Source organism: Microbulbifer maximicatervae (SeqCode) (assembly GCF_052467695.1).
Genome location: NZ_CP174320.1, coordinates 1234890 through 1257170, shown reverse-complemented (window position 1 = coordinate 1257170; position 22281 = coordinate 1234890). Strand labels below are relative to the sequence as shown.

Sequence of the window (22281 nt, the reverse complement as noted above, 5' to 3'; positions counted from 1 at the left end):
TTTAAAAATGAAGTAATAGGGGGGTAACCCCTCTATTACTTTCATAAGATTTTCGCTACATCCAACATCCGATTGGCAAATCCCCATTCATTATCAAACCAAATCAGAATCTTGGCTAAGCGATTCCCCGCTACACGAGTTTGGCCTGCATCAATAATCCCCGAACGGGGGTCGTGATTAAAGTCACAGGATGCGAGGGGTTCTTGGGTGAAGCCAAGTACACCATTAAACTCAGACTCAGAAGCTGATTTTAATAAAGCATTAATATCTTCCCGACTTACTTCTCTTTGTAGTGAGACTGATAAATCGATAGCAGAAACATTGACTGTGGGAACGCGTAGGGCCTGGGCTTCAAATTTACCTGCCAGATTGGGTAGTATTCTCTCAATACCGCGTGCCAAAGCCGTATCAACTGGGATAACAGAGGTTATCGCTGAACGCGTTTTTCTCAAATCAGTATGGTGATAGGCATCACTTACCGGTTGATCGTTCATCGCAGAGTGAATAGTGGTAATGACCCCGGCCTCAATGCCGAAGGCTTTATCCAGGGCGGCGATAACTGGCACACTGCAATTAGTCGTGCAGGAGGCTGCCGAAATTACCCGTTCCTTGCCCGTCAAAATATGGTCGTTCACCCCGTAAACAATCGTGGCATCGACATCCCGGCTGGCGGGTTGGGAAAACAATACTTTCTTGGCTCCTGCGGTAAGGTGCAACTCCGCGCCTTGTCGCTGCTTAAAGCTGCCGGTGCATTCCAGTACGATATCTACCTGATCCCGTCGCCAATCCAGATCTTCTAACTGCTCGTAATGAGTTACGGCAATAGAATCTCCGTTAACCACAAGGACATCTTTATGCACGGAAACTTCGCCTGAGAAGCGGCCGTGGACAGAGTCGTACTTTGTCAGGTGTGCAATGGTGTCGCAGTCAGCCAGTTCATTGATGGCGACTATTTGTAAGCTATCGCGGGCGCCAGACTCATAGAGTGCGCGTAAAACGGAGCGGCCGATACGGCCGTAGCCATTGATGGCAATTCTAGTGGTCATAGCACAACTTCAGGCAGGAGAAAAAATGTCAGCTCAGCGTCCCCGCGCGGCGCTGAGCCAGTGCCGCAGGGGGTTGATACCTAAATGATATTCAGTGGAGAGAACAGTATTACTTCAGCAGTTTTTCTACCGCTTCAGCCACATTGTCCACAGTGAAACCAAAGTAGCGCATCAAGTCGCCGGCAGGGGCAGATTCGCCAAAGGTTTCCATACCGATAATAGCGCCATCGAAACCGACAAACTTATACCAGTAGTCTTTGTGGCTCGCTTCTACCGCTACTCGTGCACGTACAGAAGAAGGCAGTACGGACTCACGATAAGCCTCTTCCTGCTCCATAAACAACTCGGCACAGGGCATGGAAACAACGCGAACTTTCTTGCCAACCAGTTTTTCCTGGGCCGCCATCGCCAGCTCTACCTCGGAGCCAGTGGCAATAATAATGGCTTCAGGAGCACCTTCGCAGTCGGACAGTACATATCCACCACGCTCAATCTGAGCCAGCTGTACGCTGTCGCGGTCTTGAGGAGCCAGGCCCTGACGGCTAAAGACCATAGTGCTAGGGCCTTCTTTGCGCGCGATAGCCATCTTCCAGCTCACTGCGGATTCAGTGGCGTCACAGGGACGCCAAGTGTGCAGGTTCGGAGTGGCGCGCAAGGCGCTGAGCTGTTCTACCGGCTGGTGAGTCGGGCCGTCTTCTCCCAGGCCAATAGAGTCGTGGGTGTAGACAAAGACCACACGCTGCTTCATCAGTGCGGCCATGCGCACAGCATTGCGGGCGTATTCCATAAACATCAGGAAGGTAGCGCCGTAGGGCACGAAACCACCGTGCAGAGCGATACCATTCATAATGGCGCTCATGCCGAATTCGCGCACACCGTAATAGATGTAGTTGCCGGAGGCATCCTCGGCGCTGACGCCTTTGGAGCCTGACCAGATAGTGAGGTTGGAGCCAGCCAGGTCGGCGGAGCCGCCGAGGAATTCGGGCAGCAGCGGGCCGTAGGCATTCAAAGCGTTTTGGCTGGCTTTACGAGAGGCGATCTTCTCTGCATTTTCCTGGCAGGCTTTGATGTACTCATCTGCTTTGCTGAGGAAATCTGCGGGCAGTTCACCGCTCATGCGGCGCTCAAATTCGGCTGCCAGCTCCGGGAATTCTTCGCGGTAATCGGCCAGGATATCTTTCCACTCGTCTTCCTGGGCTTCACCTTTGGCTTTGGCATCCCAGCCAGTGTAGATATCTTCGGGGATTTCAAATGGGCCGTGGGCCCAACCGAGGGTTTCGCGAACCAGGGCGATCTCTTCGTCACCCAGCGGTGCACCGTGACACTCTTCGCGCCCCTGTTTGTTCGGGGAGCCGAAGCCGATCACGGTTTTGCAGCAAATAATGGTGGGCTTATCAGTAACAGAGCGAGCTTCTTCAATAGCGGCTTTGATAGCGGCGGAATCGTGGCCATCCACATTGGGGATTACGTGCCAGCCGTAGGATTCAAAGCGCTTGGGCGTGTCGTCGGTGAACCAGCCTTCCACTTCACCATCAATGGAGATGCCGTTGTCGTCATAGAAGGCGACCAGCTTGCCCAGGCCCAGAGTGCCGGCCAGGGAGCAGGCTTCGTGGGAGATACCTTCCATCAGGCAGCCATCGCCCAGGAATACATAGGTGTGATGGTCTACCAGTTCGTAGCCGGGGCGATTGAACTGGGCACCCATTATCTTTTCTGCCATTGCCATACCAACAGCGTTGGTGATGCCTTGGCCCAGTGGGCCGGTGGTGGTTTCTACACCAGGGGCATAACCGTATTCGGGGTGGCCCGGAGTTTTGGAATGCAGTTGGCGGAAATTCTGCAGCTCTTCAATCGGCAGATCATAGCCGGACAGGTGCAGCAGGGAATAAAGCAGCATGGAGCCGTGACCATTGGACAGTACAAAGCGGTCGCGATCGGCCCAGCTGGGGTTGGCCGGGTTGTGCTTTAAGTAGTCATTCCACAGCACCTCGGCGATATCCGCCATACCCATGGGCGCACCGGGGTGGCCGCTTTTGGCTTTCTGGACCGCGTCCATGGACAGGGCGCGAATGGCGTTGGCCTTTTCAGCGCGAGAGGGAGTAGAAGACATAAGAAGAGCTCTCTGGTTTCTTAGCTAGGGTGCGGCGCTGCTCTGCCGGCAGATTCCCGCAACAACAAAATGGTGGCGTATTTTCCCGTAAAGGGCGGCCCCGCGCAAAGCTTTGGTGGGGGATTTGTTGTTGAGTGCAGCAACAAACTTCTAATTCTATGCATTAGGCGGCGCCATTAACATCTATATCAAAAATATTTAATAAAGCTATATCAAAACATTTTGATATAGGTGTGCTCCCCTGCTAGACTTCGCCCCATGTCTGAAAATGAGCCAGCACCCGAACTGAGTCCAGCCGAGGCAATTCCTCAGCTGGCCTTGACCCTGAAAGCCGCCGGAGATCCCCTGCGGCTCGAAATATTGCGCCTGCTTAGCCAGGATTCTTACAGTGTTTTAGAGCTGTGCCGAATCTTTGATTTGCGCCAACCGGCCCTGAGTCATCACTTGAAAGTGCTCGCCCAGGCAGGTCTGGTAAACAAGCACCGCGAAGGTAATAACCTTTTCTACCGGCGCACTGCAGCTACTCCACTGCTGGCACAGCTATTTACAAACCTGGATCATTTGCCTCTGGCCGATGTGCGGGTGCAGGCGGTATCCCGGATTTCTGAAGAGAGAGCGGAAGCATCGCGACGTTTCTTTGCCGATTACGGCAACCGCTTTCGCGAGCAGCAGGAATTGATTGCCAGCTATGACGTATACGGACCACAGGTGGCTCAGCTGCTCAAACCTGGTCGTCATGCCTTGGAAGTTGGGCCTGGAGAAGGTGAATTTCTACAGGAGTTGGCTCAGCGTTTCGCGACAGTGACAGCACTGGATCTGTCTTCTGCAATGTTGGAGCGGGCCCAATCTTTTGCCGATGAACAGGGTATTAAAAATATCGAGTTTGTCTGTAGCGATACTCGCGCTGCTGCGGCACGGCCGGCCAGTGCCGACACCATCGTGGTGAACATGGTGCTCCACCACACTCCTGACCCGGCACAAATTTTTCATGATTTGCACGGCGCCCTAAAAAAGGGCGGGCAGCTTTTAATTGCAGAATTGCAGGAACACAGCCAGGACTGGGCCAGAGAGGCCTGCGGAGATTTATGGCTGGGTTTTGCTCCAGAGCAGTTGAGTGACTGGGCCGCGACTGCCGGCTTGCAAGATGGGCGCAGTATTTACAGCGCCCTGCGCAATGGCTTTCAGATCCAGATAAGAGAGTTTATTAAGCCCTGACGGGGGTTTGTCAGGCACAGCCTGAAGTTAAAAGATATTCAACCGCTGCGGCGGGACAATGGAGACCTCAAAATGAGTGAATACAGACTGTTTACCTCAGAATCCGTATCTGAGGGGCACCCGGATAAAATTGCCGACCAGATTTCCGATGCTGTATTGGATGCTCTACTGGCCCGTGACAAGCAGGCGCGGGTAGCCTGTGAAACCCTGGTGAAAACCGGTATTGCAGTTATTGCCGGCGAGATTTCCACCTCTGCCTGGGTAGACCTGGAAGAGCTGGTGCGTAAAGTTATCACCGATATCGGCTACACCTCTTCTGACGTGGGTTATGACGGTGAGACCTGTGGTGTTATCAATGTGATCGGTAAACAATCTGTGGATATCGCACAGGGTGTAGACCGCGCTAAGCCGGAAGACCAGGGTGCTGGGGACCAGGGGTTAATGTTTGGTTATGCGACCAACGAAACCCCCACCTTTATGCCTGCACCGATCTACTATTCCCACCGTCTGGTTGAGCGTCAGGCTGAAGTGCGTAAATCCGGTCTGCTTCCCTGGTTGCGTCCCGATGCAAAAAGCCAGCTGACCTTCCGTTACGACGAACAGGGTCGCCCCTGTGCGATCGATGCGGTTGTTCTTTCAACTCAGCACAACCCGGATGTCAGCCAAAAAGATCTGCGCGATGCAGTGATGGAGTTGATTGTTCACAACACCTTGCCGCTGGAATGGCTGCATAAAGACACCAAGTTCCATATCAACCCGACGGGCAACTTTGTTATTGGCGGGCCAGTTGGGGACTGCGGTCTCACCGGGCGCAAGATTATCGTCGATACTTACGGTGGCTCCGCTCGCCATGGCGGCGGTGCGTTTTCCGGTAAGGACCCCTCTAAGGTTGACCGCTCTGCCGCTTACGCAGGTCGCTATGTGGCTAAGAACATTGTCGCTGCAGGCTTGGCCAAGCGCTGTGAGATTCAGGTTTCCTACGCCATCGGTGTCGCCGAGCCGACTTCCGTAGCAATTAATACTTTTGGAACCGGTTTGGTACCAGAGGATAAGCTGGTAGAGCTGGTGCGTGAAAACTTTGACCTGCGTCCTTACGCCATCTCCAAATCCCTCGACCTGTTGCACCCGATGTATCAGTTGACCGCAGCTTATGGTCACTTTGGTCGCGATCCGTTTACCCACACTTACAACTGGATCGACAGCAATGGCCAGGAACGCAGTGAGAGCTTTACTGCTTTCCCATGGGAAAAAACCGACAAGGCGGATGCGCTTCGCTCCCAAGCCGGCCTCTAAGTTTCAGAAATAAATATTCATGCCTGCGCCAAAAGCGCGGGCACACAAAATATGCTGGGTACCACTCGGCAAGCAGATAATTTTTGGACTCAAAAACGATGAATCAAATGAGCACTGAATTTAAAGATTACAAAATCGCAGACATTTCCCTGGCCGAGTGGGGGCGCCGTGAAATTGAAATTGCAGAAGGTGAAATGCCGGCACTGATGACCCTGCGTGAGAAATACCGCGCAGAGCAGCCGCTGGCGGGTGCCCGTATCATGGGCTGTATCCACATGACAATCCAGACTGCAGTGCTGATTGAAACTCTGGTCGCACTGGGGGCTGAAGTTCGCTGGTCCTCCTGTAATATTTTCTCCACCCAGGACCACGCCGCTGCTGCCATTGCTGCGCGCGGAATCCCCGTATTTGCCTGGAAAGGTGAAACTGAAGAAGAATACGAGTGGTGCCTTGAGCGCACTATTGGTGCCGATGTTGCCGGCTGGCAACCCAATATTATTTTGGATGACGGTGGCGACCTCACCGAATTGCTGCACCGCGAATACCCGCAACTTCTCGATGCTTGCCACGGTGTGAGTGAAGAGACCACCACTGGCGTACACCGCCTGCAGGATATGCTGCGCGAAGGCACCCTGAAGATTCCTGCGATCAACGTCAATGACGCTGTGACCAAGAGCAAGAACGACAACAAATATGGCTGTCGCCACAGTCTCAACGACGCCATCAAGCGCGCCACTGACCACTTGCTCTCTGGTAAGCGAGCGCTGGTTATTGGTTACGGCGACGTAGGTAAAGGTTCCGCAGCATCCCTGCGCCAGGAAGGCATGATCGTACGAGTTTCTGAAGTGGACCCGATCTGTGCGATGCAGGCTTGTATGGACGGCTTCGAGCTGGTTTCCCCCTACATCGACGGCGTTAATACTGGTACCGCTGAGGGTATTAACAAACAGCTGCTGGCCAATACAGACCTGATCGTTACTACAACTGGCAACGTAAACGTTTGCGATGCCCACATGCTTTCCGCCCTGAAGAGTGGCGCGGTGGTTTGTAATATTGGTCACTTCGATAATGAAATCGACACCGCCTTTATGCGTGAAAACTGGGAGTGGCAGGAAGTTAAGCCGCAGGTACATAAGGTGGTTCGCAATAGCGAAACCAATGATCACTTGCTGCTGCTGTCTGAAGGCCGCCTGGTAAACCTCGGCAACGCTACTGGCCATCCGAGTCGCATCATGGATGGCTCTTTTGCCAACCAGGTTCTCGCCCAGATCCATTTGTTCAAAGAAAAGTTTGCTGACTTACCGGCAGATCAAAAAACTTCAGCGCTGTATGTAAAAGTGCTGCCTAAGCACCTGGATGAAGAAGTTGCACGCTATATGGTTGAGGGTTTTAGTGGTGTTATTACCCGTATGACCGAGCAACAAGCTAACTATATCGGTGTTTCAGTTGAAGGTCCGTTCAAACCTGAAAGTTATAAGTACTAATCACCCCTAACTAAAAGGTGCCGGTATCGCCGGCACCTGAATTGTGCGGGGTTGGAGAAATATAATGAAAGACTCCATTCGCATAAGTTTCGAATTTTTCCCTCCAAAAACGCCAGAGGGTCGCGAGAAGCTATACAAAACTCGCGAAGCGCTCCAGGCATTTAATCCTGAATTTTTTTCTGTTACCTATGGTGCTGGTGGCACCACGAGAGATACAACGTCGAGTATTGTGACCAATATGCGACGTGATGGTATTTCCATTGCCCCTCATTTATCGTTTGGTGGTGACAATGAAGAGACCATACTGGGTTTGTTAAATGAATATGAAGAGGCGGGAATTAATCGAATAGTTGCACTGCGTGGTGATATGCCATCGGGCATGGGGGCGGTGGCGCAACTGGTTTATGCGAATGAATTAGTCGCTTTTATTCGCCGACATACTGGTGATCAATTTCATCTTGAAGTAGCTGCATACCCTGAGATACACCCTGAGTCGAATAGCTATGATGATGATATACGTTATCTTAAAGGCAAGTTCGAGGCGGGGGCCAATAGTGCTCTTACCCAGTATTTCTATAATCCAGATTCTTATTTTTATTTCATTGATCAGTGTGAGAAGGCTGGCATAGACGCGCCTATTTACCCCGGTATTATGCCTATAGCTAATTTTGCTAACCTTGTGCGTTTCTCTCGCAATTGTGGTGCAGAAATCCCAAGATGGTTGGTTAAACGTATGGAAAGCTATCGTAATTCTGATGATATTCGAAAGCTTGGATTGGAAGTAGTGACTGATCTCTGCGAAACTTTGTTAGAGGGAGGAGCGCCAGGCCTGCACTTCTATACCATGAATCAGGCTGGTATGAGCGCTGAAATTTTAAGGGCGTTGAGCATTTCTTTAGAATAAAATATAGATTTAGGCCCGATAAAATTCGGGCAAAAATCTAAAAAACTATCAAAATACTAGAGGTCTTGAGGGCCTTATTTATCCTTAAAGTAAGAGATCATTGACTCAAACAGTTTATTTTGATGCTCGAAGAAAAAAGTATCTGAAAGCGATCTGCACCATCTAGTTCAATATATTTTGAGTCTTTACTATATATTTTTCTAGCGCCTTGCGGTATTTTTCGCGTGAATTGGTGGCGCGTACTGGTCTACACAGAAATGGATTAGTAGAAGTGGGATGTTTACATATTTTGCATGTTCCAGTAGCGAAATGCAGTCTACCCACATTTCGTACGTATACGATAGCGATATTAGTTCATTTGCATTAAGGTGGCTGGAACAGCTGCTCCAGCTATTGTGCAATGATGGATTTTATCTTTTCGACTTAAAAGAATTTAATTATTTGAGACTAGGCTTTATCATCAATTGTAATGAGATCGGTTTCGTATATCTAAAAAAGAGGAGGCCACTAGATAATGAGTGGCCTCGTATCTACGAATTTATTTTTTTGCTAAATTACAATCCTCATTTAAGTAGCTAATCATTGACTCAAAAAGATCTTTTTGATGGTTAAAGAAAAGTGTATTTGAGAAATGATCGGCACCTTCTAGTACAAGGTACTTATAATCTTTTTCGTGCTTATCTAGGGCCTTTCTATACTTCTCTGCATGAATCAATGGTACGCGCTGATCTACACTTCCATGAATAATTAGCAAGGGAATATTTACATCGGCAGCGTGTTCTATCGGGGATATACTATCTCCCCACATGGTGAGCTGTTCCTCTTTCTGAGCTCCTCGCATACGATAGCGATAGTAATTCACTTGCATTTGAGGGTCTGAAACTGCTGCTCCAGCAATGGCACACTGGTATATTTGATCCTCTCTACTCGCAGCAATAAGAGCTGCATAACCACCATATGACCAACCAAAAATTGCCATTCGTTTAGGGTCTGCAAGTCCTTCATCGACTAAATAGAGCATCCCATCATCTTTGTCATCCTGCATTTTGTGGCCACCCTGACCGCCATCCTTAAATGCAGATTTGTAGTGCTCCATTCCATACCCCATTGAGCCTCGGTATTGTGGTTGGAGCACTAAGTAGCCGTTGTTAGCCAACATTTGCGCCCACTCGTCATAAATTACCACTTCGGATACAAAAGGTCCTCCATGTGGCATTACGACAGCAGGGAAAGGAGGTTCTCCATTTGGTATGGTCAGGTATGCAGGTATATTTTTACCATCACGGGATTTATACTCAATATAACGTACTTCTGAAAGCTGGTCTGCTTCGAGTAGAGGTTGGCGGCTACCAATTTTTCTCAGTTTTCCTTTATGTAATAAATAGAATGAACCGGGATCATGAGAACCAGTGTTTGTAATAATCAGAGAGTTTCCGGATCGATCTCTGCTAGTTATTCTTGTGAATTCTGAATTAGGTATAACTCCTTGTATTTGGTTGGCCATTGCAGAACTGATGGGGTCTAAATATTCAGTTTTCACCCCATCTTTATAGTAATATACACCCGCTATAGTATCTGGATTTGTCCATTTATTACTATGGTAAGTAACTCCAGCGATATCTACATCGTTTCTTAAGTATATTGCTTCAGAAAATTTCTTTTTGGCAATATTGAATTCCCAAAGGCCTACTTTATCTTTTCCGTTATTTGCTCTTACGAAAAAAATTTCTGGATTTTTTTCGTCGAAGCCATTTACTTCAAATGTCTCAAAACTGTCTTCACTAAGCCTATAAATTTCTTGCCATTCTTTTTTATTTGTTACTCTTTCATACCAAACATATTCACCCTCGGAAATATCAAAGCCCCTAGCTAGCCAGGGGTTTCCCTTCCCATCAAATTCTACCGCCCCTAGAGCAAGCTTTCCGCGCAAAATAAGTTTTTTACTTCCAGTTTTTAGATCTAATTCATAATATGTTTGTGGTCTAAATGCCTCTTTTATCTTATTGTTATCCCCGCCCGGAAAAAATGAATATATAATTTTATTTTTCTTTTCTGGTAGTAGATGCTCTACTCTTGCCCCCATGTGATCATATTTTTTCAATTTTTTCTTTTTAATATCCAGAGATGCAATAATTCCTTCATAGACCCCCTGGTTAAATCCATCGATTTTTTTTCTGACTTGTTGTCGGAGGTTCATGATTATTACGTCATTTGAGGCCCAATAGAATCGTGTGATTTCCATTGGGTCAGAATTGACTCTATAGGGCGTTTTCTCCATTGAATTTGTATCATAGATTTCAATTATTGGAGATCCGTCCTTAGTTGGTATTTTAATTAATGCCAGGTGCTTTCCGTCAGGAGATATTTCTACATTTCTTATTACATCTCGAAGTGCCCAATACTCTAGAGGGTAGGGGGAGTTGGCCTGAGAGACCGATGAAAATAAGAGTGTTGTTAGTAGTGAGAAATATATACAAATATTGTAATTAAGTTTATTCATCTGGTGTTTACTCGAAATACAAATAAAAAAGGCCCGCATAGCGGGCCTAAAAAACTAAAGCAAATTAGAAATTCATTTGCATATTCATAAATATGGTGCGGCCCTGTAAATCATAGCCATAACCAATTGGTGAATTGTTGATGGATAGAATTTCGTCGCCATCTACTTCAGGAGGTGCTTCATTAAATATGTTGTTAACACCAATGCCTGCTGTCCAGGTGTCTGCGTAATAATATAGTGATGCATTATGAACTATGTAATCATCAGCATAACCAACATCACGACAGTCAGTACCACCATTCGCTTCACCAATACAGGTATCAGAGCTATAACCTGTTTCATTGGTATCATAGATATCACTAAACTCATCCAAATATAATGCGTTTTGCTCTACAGAGCTGATATAGCGTGAGCTCCAGGTGAAGCGGAAATCATCATATTCTGCTTGTAGCTGACTGCTGCCAGTCCACTTAGCATAACCAAATCCACCGGAGTAGTCTTCAAAGTCCTCAATGCCTTGATCATTGATGTAGGTAAATGATCTTTCCAGCATGCGGTTAACATTAATGCTGGCAGATAGCTCGATAGGAGCGCCAAAGATTGTTACTGGTTGCTCATAGCGGATGTTATAGTCGATGCCTCTGGACACCTCTATATCGCGATTAATAAAGCCAGCATCAATAGAAGTTATAAAGCCTTCGTCATTGCGCTCTATCAGACCACAGAATGAGCTTTGAACTGCACTTGTATAACAGTCGTTTACAAGATATTGATGAGATGGCTCAACAATTGCGTTCTCAATTTCAATATCATAATAAGTCATGCCAATAGTTAGACCAAAGGCATCAAAGAAAGGCTGCTCCCAAGAGAATCCAAGCGTATAAGACTCAGAAGTTTCGGCTTCTAGCTCCAGTGAGCCACCTGAAATAATTTCAGATGAATAGGTGGCAAGGCCGTTATTGTCTAGTGCCGTGGGGTCCACACCATTAGCAATACAATTTGCCAGAACTTCTGGTGCGCGTGTATCCAAGTCAGCGTTATAGCCGTTACCAGTTACGTTATCAATTGCTGCCTCTGGAATAACACAGGGGTCTGTAACGTCATTAAACCCTGTTTGTCCTTTGAGGAAGTTCTCGCGTAAGTTTGGAGCGCGGTATGAAGTACCAAAAGTACCCCGTAAGAGCAAGGAGTTAACAGGGCGATACCCTAACTTAACAGATTCTGTCCAGTCGCCGCCATAGTACTCATCATCGGTGAAACGAGCAGACAAATTAGCTGTAAGCTCTTCAGCCATGAATTTACCCGCTAGCAAAGGAATTTCTAACTCTGCGTAAGCTTCACGAGTATCTTTGTGACCGGTAGCACCCTTATCAGATGTATAGCCAAAGAATAAACCCTCAGCTGCTACATCGTTCGGAATTGACTTAATACGGTCATTACGGAACTCAAGTCCGAGAACCAAAGCCATATCGCCAGCTGGAAGGCTTAAAATATTACCTGATGCAAAGGCGGATAAAATAGTCTGATAGTACTCGGTACGGAACTTCCGCTCTCCAAATACGTAATCTCTTTCTTCTTGGGTAGCAAAATCCCCAATAACCCCGTCGTATAGTGAACCTGCATAGAGGTTAACGGGTACGCAGCCATCAGTGCCATCACCACAAATATAGTTTCCAGGATTATTTGGATCTTCTACAGTTGTGTTCAATGAATGCATCAAACGGTCTTCACGTATCCCCCAAGTCGTGGATCTACCATCGGACTTACTAAATGAAGCATAAGTTTCAAACGACCAGTCTGACATAGTGCCAATATTAAGCATTGGCAGGTCTCCACGAAGACCGGTCACAAAACGAAGGCTTTCCAGGCTTACTTCAGTTTTATTTCTGTCTCCACGCACCGCAACGATAGGCGTTGTTGACTGAGCACCGAGTGCACCATTTAAAAGACCAAAGTCACTTGGTGAGCCACCGTAGTATGCAGCAAAGTCGTCTACGATATTTGGGTTAGTAAGTAGGGCATCATAAGCTAGGCCGCAGTCAACTCCATTTACCCCATCAGGATTACAGATGTTGTAGGGATTCTCAGCTGGAACATCAGGGAATAGTTGGGAGGCTCCAGTATTAACAAAGGTATTTCTTTGAGAGTATAGGGTTTCAAAAAATGGAGTAAGGTTCATTTCTCCATCGAAAGTGTACTCACCGAAGGCCATGAAGCTTGCACGATCTTGTTCTGGGTAGAGATGTGCAAAGTTTTCGCGACCGTTCAAGCTATAGTCCAGGAAGGAAACGTCAGTAACGCCATCCCCATTGCCATCAGCCCCTACTGCATAAAGGTTAGACTCAGAGAAGTTACTCCAACCTCCATTGCTTTGGCCTGGTGTATAGTAGATGCTGCCTGCACCCGGTACACTTACACGACCGGCGAGAAGCCCGACATTACAGCCGCCTTGCCAGTCCATTCCATAATTAGTGCTGTAATAAGCATCACTTTTATAGATGTTTCCGTCACGACCTACTTCAATATTCTGTTCACAACCTGATGTCCATTCACGATCAGCATAAGTAACAGCATCGCTTTCGAAATATTCAGCACCGAAGCCTATAAAACCGCGATCGTAATTTTTACCCCAGCTAAGGCTGAAAGTGTTTTCTTCGCCGCTGTCCTGGGTAGGATTAGTCGAGAAAAACTCGAAATCAAAGCCATCAAAATCTTTCTTCAGGATGACATTTGTTACACCGGCAACCGCATCTGAGCCATAAACAGAGGAGGCGCCATCAAGCAACATGTCATATTGCTGAACTAAGGAAGAGGGGATCAGATTTAAGTCTGGAGCACTAGGAGCACCACCTACACCTGAAGGGGCTAAGCGTCTACCATTGAGCAAGACAAGGGTACGTCCAGAACCAAGGCCTCTAAGGCTTACAGTTGATGAACCTGGCCCGTTATCAAGTACATACCCAGAAAAAGTTAAGTCAATTTGCTGGCCTGAAGCGGCCTGACTGTTTTGCAAGATAGACGAAGCATCAATTAAGCCCGCTGCTCTAGTCCCTTCTGTATCAATAATCTGAAGGGGGGACACACTGGAAAAGGTATCACGAGAGATACGTGATCCAGTAACCATAACCTCTTCAACTTCATTCTGAGAACTGGACTCTGCAATTTCAACTTCTTTTGCAGAAACATCTTCTTGAGTTAACTTATCTTCCCCCTCTTGAGCAAAACTTGGAAATGCTGTTAAAGAAAAAGTACCAGCGATTGCTAGACTTAAAAAGCTCTTTTTAAACTTGTGTTCCACTTAACCCTCCAAAGAAACGTGCCTAATATTTTAAATATAATGTTGTGACTTTTTTGCCACTTATTATTAGTGGAGGATAGATATTAACTGTTAGATTCGATAGTCTCGAGTAGTTTAATATAAATTAAACAAAACAAACTAAGCATCATTTACTTTACCTTTCGGTGAAATATTTATCACTAATTTGCCGGTCCGAATAGGATGTATTTCCTGTTTTTTTGACCTTCATAGTGTTTTTTTAACGGAAAGAACGTTCTTTTTGATCTACCCGGCAGTTTTTTTGTGCCAAGTTGACTGTTAATTGATCTGTTTTTGGCAGCAGTACTAGGACAAAATAGGATATTGATTCTTTTCTGACATTTGTGACTATTGTAGATTCTCTTTCGTCAGACTTTTGCATAGAGAAGCATCTCTTGAGATTAAAGAGTATCCAGTTAAAAACGGGGAGTAATTGGCTTGGGTATAATTCTTTATTATATTTGAATATAACATCTACTTTCTGAAAGTAACTGTATTGCATATTAAGTCTTCCAATTCTCTAAGCAGAAGAAAGACTCTTTTAACTGGCTATGAACTTAATTTATTGAGGGTATTAGGTACGAATAATGCGGGATTATAATCCTCCAGCAGACCCGTTTATTTCAGTGCTGTATAAGGATGAAGCACTACTCATCTTAGAAAAACCCAGTGGACTTCTTAGTGTTCCGGGAAGGAGTGCTGATCACCAAGACAGTTTGGCCAGCCGAGCGCAAGCACAATATCCAGATGCACTCACTGTTCATAGACTGGATATGGATACTTCAGGACTAATCGTAATGGCGCGCAGTGTTGAGGTACATAAGGCGCTGAGTACTTTATTTCAAAATCGTAAGGTTGAGAAAACCTACTATGCGCGAGTATGGGGTGTACCGGAAAATGCAAATGGTGAAGTGAATTTACCCCTTATTTGTGACTGGCCAAATAGGCCAAGGCAAAAAGTAGATTTTGCCGAGGGCAAGCCATCTCTAACCCGCTGGGAGAAAGTCTCCAGCTCTGAAAACAGTAGTTTGATTCGACTTATGCCAGTTACTGGACGCTCTCACCAACTCCGGGTGCATATGCAGGCAATAGGACATCCAATATTGGGGGACCCTTTTTATGCCCACCCTGGTGCGTTGAAGGGGGCTTCGAGGCTACTGTTACATGCTAGCGAGCTGAAATTTTCTCATCCTGTAAGTGGAGAAGCTTTGCATTTTACTAGCGAGTTGCCCGGAGAGTTTTTAATTGAATAATATGGCAAGAGGGGCTGTCAGAGGGATATAACAAGGGCGGCCATTTGGCCACCCTTGTTATCGGTTATTTTTTATTCTTCATCGCCGCCATCAAAATATCACCCATGCTGCCACGGCCATTACCTTGGCCCCCTTTCTGGGAGCGGTTGCCCTGTTGCTTATTGTAGCGCTGGGCTTGGCGGTTTTCGCGTTGGTCACCCTTTTTGATACCGCCACTACCCTGCTCACCGGGCTCATCAGATAAACGCATGGAAAGGCCGATACGCTTGCGGGCAACGTCCACTTCCATCACTTTAACTTTGACAATATCACCGGCTTTTACGACTTCGTGAGGGTCTTTAACGAACTTCTCTGAGAGTGCAGAGATATGTACCAATCCATCCTGGTGAACACCGATATCCACAAAGGCACCGAAGTTGGTGACGTTGGTGACTGTCCCCTCGAGTACCATTGCCGGACGCAGATCTTTTATTTCCTCTACGCCCTCTTCAAATTTGGCCGTGCGGAATTCCGGGCGTGGGTCGCGACCGGGTTTTTCCAGTTCGGCGATAATATCGGTAACGGTAGGTACACCAAATTTCTCGTCGGTATAGTCTGCCGGGTTCAGTCGGCGCAGGAAGCCGGAGTCGCCGATGAGGCTGTTAATTTCACGGCTATTTTTCTCGGCAATGCGTTTAACCACGATATAGGACTCGGGGTGCACACCGGATTTATCCAGCGGATTTTCTCCGTTATTAATACGCAGGAAGCCGGCGGCCTGTTCAAATGCCTTGGGCCCTAAACGCGGAACTTCCATCAGTTGTTTACGATTTTTGAAAGCGCCGTTCTGGTCGCGGTAGCTGACAATATTGTTGGCAATAGATGCAGTCAGGCCGGAAACCCGAGCCAGCAGCGGTGCAGAGGCGGAGTTTAGCTCAGCGCCGACACCGTTTACACAGTCCTCAACTACGGCGTCCAGTGAGCGGGCCAGTTGAGTCTGGGAAACGTCGTGCTGATACTGGCCAACACCAATGGATTTGGGTTCGATTTTCACCAATTCTGCCAGCGGGTCCTGCAGGCGGCGGGCGATGGAGATGGCTCCACGGATAGTAACGTCAAGATCCGGGAATTCCCGCGCAGCAAATTCAGAGGCGGAGTAAACGGAAGCACCGGCTTCGTTAACCACAACTTTTTGAGCTGTCAGCTTGTATTGTTTAATGGTTTCCCCGACGAATTTGTCGGTTTCGCGGCTGGCGGTGCCGTTGCCAATGGCGATCAGGCCCACATTGTATTTATTACACAGGGCGGCAATAACCGCTGCAGACTCCTGGTGACGATTCTGTGGTGGGTTGGGGAAGATGGCGGTGTGATCGAGTATCTTGCCTGTGGCATCGACCACGGCGACTTTGACTCCGGTGCGTAGGCCCGGGTCGAGGCCGATAGTGGCCTTTTGCCCGGCCGGAGCTGCCAGCAGCAGGTCTTTCAAGTTGCGGGAGAATACCTTGATGGCCTCCTCCTCTGCTTTCTCACGCAGCTCACCCATCAGATCAGTTTCCAGTGCGGTCAGCAGCTTGATTCGCCAGGTCCAGCGCACCACTTCGCCGAGCCATTTGTCTGCAGGTCGTCCCTCGTCGGTGATATCCACATGGCGAGCAATCATGGCTTCGCAGGGATGGCTGGCGGTTGGGGAGGCCCCTTCTTCTTCAGCGAGGCCCACACTGATGGCGAGCACGCCCTCGTTGCGGCCGCGGAAAATAGCCAGGGCGCGGTGGGAGGGCACCTTGGACCAATCTTCGGCGTATTCAAAATAGTCGCGGAACTTGGCCCCTTCCTCTTCTTTGCCTTCGAGCAGTTTGGATTTCACCTGTCCGTCGCGCTTGAGGAATTCACGCAGCTTGCCCAGCAGCTCGGCGTCTTCGGCAAAGCGTTCCATCAGGATAAATTTGGCTCCATCCAGAGCGGCTTTGATGTCTTTGACGTGAAGGGAGGCGTCTTCGTTGTCGGTGTTGAGGTATTGCTCTGCTTCGGCTGCGGGGTCGAGGGAGGGGTTGTTGATCAGTGCATCGGCCAGCGGTTCCAGACCAGCCTCAATGGCGATTTGCCCTTTGGTGCGGCGCTTGGGTTTGTAGGGGAGGTAGAGGTCTTCGAGGCGATTCTTGGTGTCGGCACTGTTGATTTGTTGTGACAACTCCGGGGTCAGCTTGCCCTGCTCATCGATGCTTTTCAGGATGGCAGCGCGGCGCTCTTCCAGTTCGCGCAGATAGCGCAGTCGGTCTTCCAAGGTGCGCAGCTGGGTGTCGTCCAGGGCCCCTGTCACTTCTTTCCGGTAGCGCGCAATAAATGGGACTGTGGCTCCTTCATCGAGCAGGGATACTGCGGCGGTAACCTGTTGTGGTCTGACATTGAGTTCTTCGGCGATGCGAACGTTGATATCCAGCATTTGATGTTTACATCCGTTTTCCGGGAAATTTCGTACCGTTAAGGGCGATGTTGGACCAGTAAGTAGCCTTTCAGTTTCCGTGGTATTTGGCGGGTAAACGAGAGGGCCCTTACAGGAGTAATTTGGGGTCGGCATTATGCGTTACCCGAGCGCAGCGAGGAAGGTTTGCGGCAGGACACAAACTTGTGCGGCAGTCTGCATCCAAATTGCCTCTTATGTGCGTCGAACTCCAGTAGAATGCGTACTAACTAAAATTTGACCAATTCAGGTCAGGGAACGGGGTAGAGGGTACCTGTGAAAGTCTCGAGTAAAAACAAGCTGTTATTCATTGTATTGTTAGTCGGGGTGGCTGTTATTGCTGCGGTGGTTGTATTGAAACCGAAGCCGGAGGAAAAACCGCCAGAGGTGGTGGTACCGCCAATGGCCGATGTTCTCTATATAGAACCCCGTCGCCAGACACTATTGGTACCCAGCCAGGGAACCGTTCATGCCCGCCATGAAATCGATGTGATCGCGCGAGTCGGCGGTGTGATCGAAAGCGTGGATGAGGCATTTGTTCCCGGTGGCTTCTTCAATAAAGACGCCCGTTTATTACAGCTTGAGCAAGCAGACTATCGCTACCAGGTCACTCGCGCGGAATCGCAACTGGCAAATGCCAAGTCCACCCTGGCTCAGGAGCAGGGCCATGCCAAGCAAGCTAAGCGCGAGTGGCGTGACCTGGGATCTGAAGCGGCCAATGCCCTGTTCCTGCGCAAACCCCATCTCGAAGCTGCCCAGGCTGCAGTGGAAGCCGCGAGAGCTGACCGCGACCAGGCCAAGCTGGATTTGGAGCGCACATCACTCAAAGCACCCTTTGCAGGTCGTGTAGTTGAGACTTTTGTCGACCTGGGACAGTACATTACCCCCGGCACCCCTCTGGCAAAAATTCACAGCACCGGTATCGCTGAAGTCCGCCTCCCTCTGACCGACCAGCAACTGGCGTTGCTCGATCTTCCCCTGGGTAAAACTATTGAGAATGGCCCCGCTGTGCGTCTGAAAGCTGTTGTGGCTGGACGTGAACACGAGTGGCGTGCGCAATTGGTGCGAACCGAAGCGAGTATCGATCCCAACAGCCGCTTTATTTTTGCTGTTGCCCAGGTACAGAAACCCTATGAAGGGGATGTACCGCTGATGAATGGCCTGTTTGTTGAGGCAGATATTGCCGGTAGAACCTTTGATGATGTTGTGGAGCTGCCCCGTCAGGCACTACATGAAGGAGATCACCTGTTGGTTCTGAATGACGAAAGTCAGCTGATCTACAAAACTGTTGAGCTGTTGCAAACCATCGGTGACAGAATCTGGCTCCGCGGGGATATTGCTATGGGTGACCGAGTGATTGTTTCAAGCTTGGGCTACTCCCGTGAGGGTATGGTACTTACCGCTAACCCCCTCAATGAGCGGCCAGCGGGCCTGGGGAGTCTTCCTGAGGATTCAGCAGATCCCTCTACAGTATCCGCTGCTGGTGATGCCGGTGGTGTTAGCAATGCTTCCCAGGGAGGCAAGTAATGAGCGGAATCATCCCGTGGTTTGCGCGCAATAGCAAAGCCGCAAACCTGCTGATGATTATGATAATCATCGGCGGAATTTTTGGCCTTATGAGTATCGACCGGGAGGTGTTTCCCACGCTGCAGCTGGGAATTGTAGAGGTTAACATCTCTTACCCCGGCGCCGGTCCGGCAGAGGTGGAGCAGCAGGTAACCGTTCGGGTTGAGGAGGCTATCTCTGAAGTAAAGGGTATTAAGGAGGTAAATTCTGCTTCCCGACGGGGTAGTGCCTCTATTGAAATCCAGGCGATGGATGGCTACGACGAGCTGCGATTGCTCAACGATATTAAGGTTCAGGTGGATAGTATCAACACCTTTCCCGACGGTATTGAGCGTCCCGTTATTCGCTTGATTGAAGCCAACGCCGAGTTAATGATGATCGCCATTGGTGGGCCAGTTTCTGAGCGTCAGCTCAAGGAAACCACCCTGGATTTGCGTGATAAGCTCAACCTGATTTCCGGTGTACGCAGAGTTGATGTTTGGGGTGATCGACCAGACGAGTTATCCATTGAAGTTTCCGAGCTGGATTTACGCCGTTACAACCTGAGCTTTAACCAGGTTGCCGACGCAGTGCGCCGCTCCTCCCTGGATTTGCCTGCCGGCATGGTGCGCTCGGACCGCGGTGATATTCAGGTGCAAACTCGTGGCCAGGCCTATACCGCTGAAGACTTCGAGCGTATCCCCGTAGTTAGCCGTGCCGATGGCTCTGTATTGTTGCTGCGCGATGTAGCGACAGTGCGTGATGGCTTTGAGGAATACAACAACGTCATCCGCTTTAATGGCAATCCAGCCATGAACCTTCGCATTATTCAGGGCGAGCCCCTGGATGTGGTGAAAACCGCTGAGCGAATCAAAGCGTTCTTGGAGGAGACTCGCGAGCAATTGCCACCGGGCATGGAACTGGATGTCTGGTTCGACTTCTCCAAGGCATTTGAAGGCCGCATGAATCTGCTGACTACCAATGCCCTGAGCGGTTTTGCCATGGTGTTTATCATGCTGATGCTGTTCCTGCGCCCGGCACTGGCCATGTGGGTAACCGTGGGCATTGTTGTCGCTTTCCTGGGTGCTTTCTGGCTGTTGCCGGTGACCGGCGTCAGCCTAAATATGCTGTCACTGTTCGCCTTCCTGTTAATACTCGGGATTGTGGTGGACGATGCCATCATTGTGGGGGAGGCAGTGCATGCTGCCCACGATAGAGGTGAATCTGGCTTAGCTGCAGCTGAGCAAGGGGTGAAGCAGGTAGCTTCCCCGGTAATTTTCGCCGTGACCTCCACCATGGTGTTCTTTATCCCTATGCTGTTTCTACCCGGCATTACCGCACAGATGATGCTGGCCCTGCCGGTGGTGGTACTGTTGTGTCTGGTCTTCTCCCTGGTGGAATCCCTGTTGATCCTGCCGGCTCACTTGGTGGGCATGAAGCCAGAGAAACCTGCCAAATCGACTTTGGGAATTAAATTACAAAACGTACGTAGAAGTTTTGCCGGTGCGATGAAGACGGCCGGAGATAAGTACTACCTACCTTTGCTGGAAAAGTCCCTTAGCAATAGCCGCACCACAGTGATGAGCTTTATGTTGGCACTGGGTTTGTCGATCGCTGTTTTCCAGAGTGGTTATGTGGGCTCTTCATTCTCACCCCAGGTCCCCTCCGATTTATTGCAATTGCGAATTTCTATGGCCTCAGGTGAACCCTTCAGTGAAGCTGAACGGGTAATGGAGCAGGTACTCACTGCCGCTGATAAGTTGGAAACCGATGAGGGAATGCTGGAGCAGAACAAGGGTGAGTCTTTCTTGCAAAACTCCCTGGTTTTCAATTGGCGTGGCAATATTTATGTAACCTTGCAGCTTACCGATGGAGAGATGCGCGATGTCACCTCCGAGTCTTTAGCGTTGCGCTGGCGCGAATTGATTGGCGAGTTGCCGGCTAGCGTCGAGGACATGAATATTGATGCGAGCATCAACAATAGCAGTAATGGTATGAGCCTGAACCTGAGCACTGCCTCAGGGGATATGGGTGAACTGCGCGCTGCTGCTGATTTGGTTAAGGAAAAACTGGATAGTTATGTCGGTGTTTATGATGTGCGGGATAACCTGACCAGTGCCCGTCGCGATATTGAGATCCAGCTGAAACCCTACGCCACTACGATGGGTATTAACTTGGCAGACGTGGCCAGGCAGGTTCGTCAGGGTTTCTACGGTGAGGAGGTTCAACGTATCCCACGTGGTCGTGAGGATGTTCGCGTAATGGTTCGCTACCCCATGGAGGAGCGCGCCAGCGAAGAGCAGATGGACCGCATCCGTATTCGTACCAACGATGGGGAGGTACCTTTCTCAGCAGTGGCCGAGGCAGTTTACGTGCCGGGCTATACCACGATTCGCCGCAATGATCGCGAGCGCACCGTGCGGGTATTTGCCGAAATAACGCCGAATACTTCCAGCGCGCAGGATATCCTTAAGGATATGCGCGAGACCCTAGTACCTGAGCTGGAGCGCCAGTTCCCCGGTTTCTCCCTGAGAACCGCTGGGGAAATGCAGGAAGAGGAAGAGTTTAACGGTGCTATCCTGGCCTTCTTCGTATTGTCCCTGTTCGGCATTTATGCGCTGCTGGCGATTGCTTTCCGCTCCTACTCTCAGCCGTTGCTGATCCTTACTGCTGTGCCGTTTGGGTTCTTTGGTGCTTTAGTTGGCCACCTGTTGATGGGACACAACATCAGCATTATGTCGATGCTCGGCTTCCTCGCAGCAGCGGGTGTGGTTGTGAACGATAACCTGGTATTGATGGATCGTATTAATCAGCTGCGCGCTCAGGGTATGGCGGTGATGGATGCGGTAGTACACGCGGGCCGGGATCGTTTCCGCCCGATTATCCTGACCTCGATTACTACCTTTATCGGTCTGGTACCGATTATGTTCGAACGGTCGATCCAGGCCCAGTTCCTGATCCCGATGGTGATCAGCCTGGCATTCGGCGTTCTGTTTGCAACGGCAGTGACTTTGATCTTGGTCCCCAACCTGTACAAAGTTATTGAGAAGTTACGCCCGAAGCACAAAGTTGCAGTAGAAGACGATACCCCGGTCTCATTGGAGACTGTGTAGCGCGAGTATCCAGGCGCAATGGTGGATCGCCTTCACCATTGCGCCTTTGGGGTATAAATGCCTAA

12 protein-coding genes are annotated in these 22281 nt (G+C 49.2%); 7 read left to right on the top strand and 5 right to left on the bottom strand.

Going from position 1 to position 22281, the window contains the following annotated elements:
- Positions 1-41 precede the first annotated feature (41 nt).
- Positions 42-1046 (bottom strand): type I glyceraldehyde-3-phosphate dehydrogenase, encoded by a 1005-nt coding sequence (gene gap, locus ACJJI8_RS05390; RefSeq protein ID WP_444934475.1) that lies wholly within the window; start codon positions 1044-1046, stop codon positions 42-44.
- Between the two features lie 109 nt (positions 1047-1155).
- The gene (gene tkt / locus ACJJI8_RS05385; protein WP_444934474.1) at positions 1156-3156 is read right to left on the bottom strand and encodes a transketolase; all 2001 of its coding nucleotides are present in this window, start codon (positions 3154-3156) and stop codon (positions 1156-1158) included.
- Between the two features lie 258 nt (positions 3157-3414).
- Here tkt and ACJJI8_RS05380 point away from each other — a divergent pair, with 258 nt between their 5' ends.
- From ACJJI8_RS05380 to metF, 4 genes are all read left to right on the top strand, one after another.
- Positions 3415-4371 carry a metalloregulator ArsR/SmtB family transcription factor gene (locus tag ACJJI8_RS05380; RefSeq protein ID WP_108734975.1) on the top strand — a complete coding sequence of 319 codons (957 nt, stop codon included), beginning with the start codon at positions 3415-3417 and terminating at the stop codon, positions 4369-4371.
- A gap of 72 nt (positions 4372-4443) precedes the next feature.
- Positions 4444-5664, top strand: a complete 1221-nt coding sequence (gene metK / locus ACJJI8_RS05375; RefSeq protein ID WP_282930687.1) for a methionine adenosyltransferase — start codon at positions 4444-4446, stop codon at positions 5662-5664.
- Positions 5665-5771: 107 nt separating this feature from the next.
- On the top strand, positions 5772-7148 hold the full coding sequence (gene ahcY / locus ACJJI8_RS05370; RefSeq protein WP_369974263.1) for an adenosylhomocysteinase: 1377 nt from the start codon (positions 5772-5774) through the stop codon (positions 7146-7148).
- Between the two features lie 64 nt (positions 7149-7212).
- On the top strand, positions 7213-8052 hold the full coding sequence (gene metF, locus ACJJI8_RS05365) for a methylenetetrahydrofolate reductase [NAD(P)H] (RefSeq protein WP_413663783.1): 840 nt from the start codon (positions 7213-7215) through the stop codon (positions 8050-8052).
- A 538-nt stretch (positions 8053-8590) separates the two neighbouring features.
- On the opposite strand, the gene ACJJI8_RS05360 is transcribed toward metF, so the two are convergent.
- The gene (locus tag ACJJI8_RS05360; RefSeq protein ID WP_413663782.1) at positions 8591-10552 is read right to left on the bottom strand and encodes an alpha/beta hydrolase family protein; all 1962 of its coding nucleotides are present in this window, start codon (positions 10550-10552) and stop codon (positions 8591-8593) included.
- Positions 10553-10616: 64 nt separating this feature from the next.
- A complete protein-coding gene (locus tag ACJJI8_RS05355) occupies positions 10617-13850 on the bottom strand; it encodes a TonB-dependent receptor domain-containing protein (protein ID WP_413663781.1) in 3234 nt (1077 codons plus the stop codon).
- A gap of 605 nt (positions 13851-14455) precedes the next feature.
- On the opposite strand from ACJJI8_RS05355, the gene ACJJI8_RS05350 reads away from it, so the two are divergent.
- Positions 14456-15121, top strand: a complete 666-nt coding sequence (locus ACJJI8_RS05350) for a pseudouridine synthase (RefSeq protein ID WP_444911789.1) — start codon at positions 14456-14458, stop codon at positions 15119-15121.
- Positions 15122-15185: 64 nt separating this feature from the next.
- Here ACJJI8_RS05350 and ACJJI8_RS05345 read toward each other — a convergent pair whose 3' ends face one another.
- On the bottom strand, positions 15186-17540 hold the full coding sequence (locus tag ACJJI8_RS05345; protein WP_444935143.1) for a Tex family protein: 2355 nt from the start codon (positions 17538-17540) through the stop codon (positions 15186-15188).
- A 294-nt stretch (positions 17541-17834) separates the two neighbouring features.
- On the opposite strand from ACJJI8_RS05345, the gene ACJJI8_RS05340 reads away from it, so the two are divergent.
- The gene (locus ACJJI8_RS05340) at positions 17835-19085 is read left to right on the top strand and encodes an efflux RND transporter periplasmic adaptor subunit (RefSeq protein ID WP_444918566.1); all 1251 of its coding nucleotides are present in this window, start codon (positions 17835-17837) and stop codon (positions 19083-19085) included.
- Positions 19085-22216, top strand: a complete 3132-nt coding sequence (locus ACJJI8_RS05335) for an efflux RND transporter permease subunit (RefSeq protein WP_444934473.1) — start codon at positions 19085-19087, stop codon at positions 22214-22216. The genes ACJJI8_RS05340 and ACJJI8_RS05335 overlap by 1 nt, the downstream gene beginning before the upstream one ends.
- The last annotated feature ends 65 nt before the right edge of the window (positions 22217-22281 follow it).

What these genes read in the sequence shown, in the direction of transcription:
- gap (WP_444934475.1), bottom strand. Translation starts at nt 1,046, where the DNA reads ATGACCACTAGAATTGCCATCAATGGCTACGGCCGTATCGGCCGCTCC.
- tkt (WP_444934474.1), bottom strand. Translation starts at nt 3,156, where the DNA reads ATGTCTTCTACTCCCTCTCGCGCTGAAAAGGCCAACGCCATTCGCGCC.
- ACJJI8_RS05380 (WP_108734975.1), top strand. Translation starts at nt 3,415, where the DNA reads ATGTCTGAAAATGAGCCAGCACCCGAACTGAGTCCAGCCGAGGCAATT.
- metK (WP_282930687.1), top strand. Translation starts at nt 4,444, where the DNA reads ATGAGTGAATACAGACTGTTTACCTCAGAATCCGTATCTGAGGGGCAC.
- ahcY (WP_369974263.1), top strand. Translation starts at nt 5,772, where the DNA reads ATGAGCACTGAATTTAAAGATTACAAAATCGCAGACATTTCCCTGGCC.
- metF (WP_413663783.1), top strand. Translation starts at nt 7,213, where the DNA reads ATGAAAGACTCCATTCGCATAAGTTTCGAATTTTTCCCTCCAAAAACG.
- ACJJI8_RS05360 (WP_413663782.1), bottom strand. Translation starts at nt 10,552, where the DNA reads ATGAATAAACTTAATTACAATATTTGTATATATTTCTCACTACTAACA.
- ACJJI8_RS05350 (WP_444911789.1), top strand. Translation starts at nt 14,456, where the DNA reads ATGCGGGATTATAATCCTCCAGCAGACCCGTTTATTTCAGTGCTGTAT.
- ACJJI8_RS05345 (WP_444935143.1), bottom strand. Translation starts at nt 17,540, where the DNA reads ATGCTGGATATCAACGTTCGCATCGCCGAAGAACTCAATGTCAGACCA.
- ACJJI8_RS05335 (WP_444934473.1), top strand. Translation starts at nt 19,085, where the DNA reads ATGAGCGGAATCATCCCGTGGTTTGCGCGCAATAGCAAAGCCGCAAAC.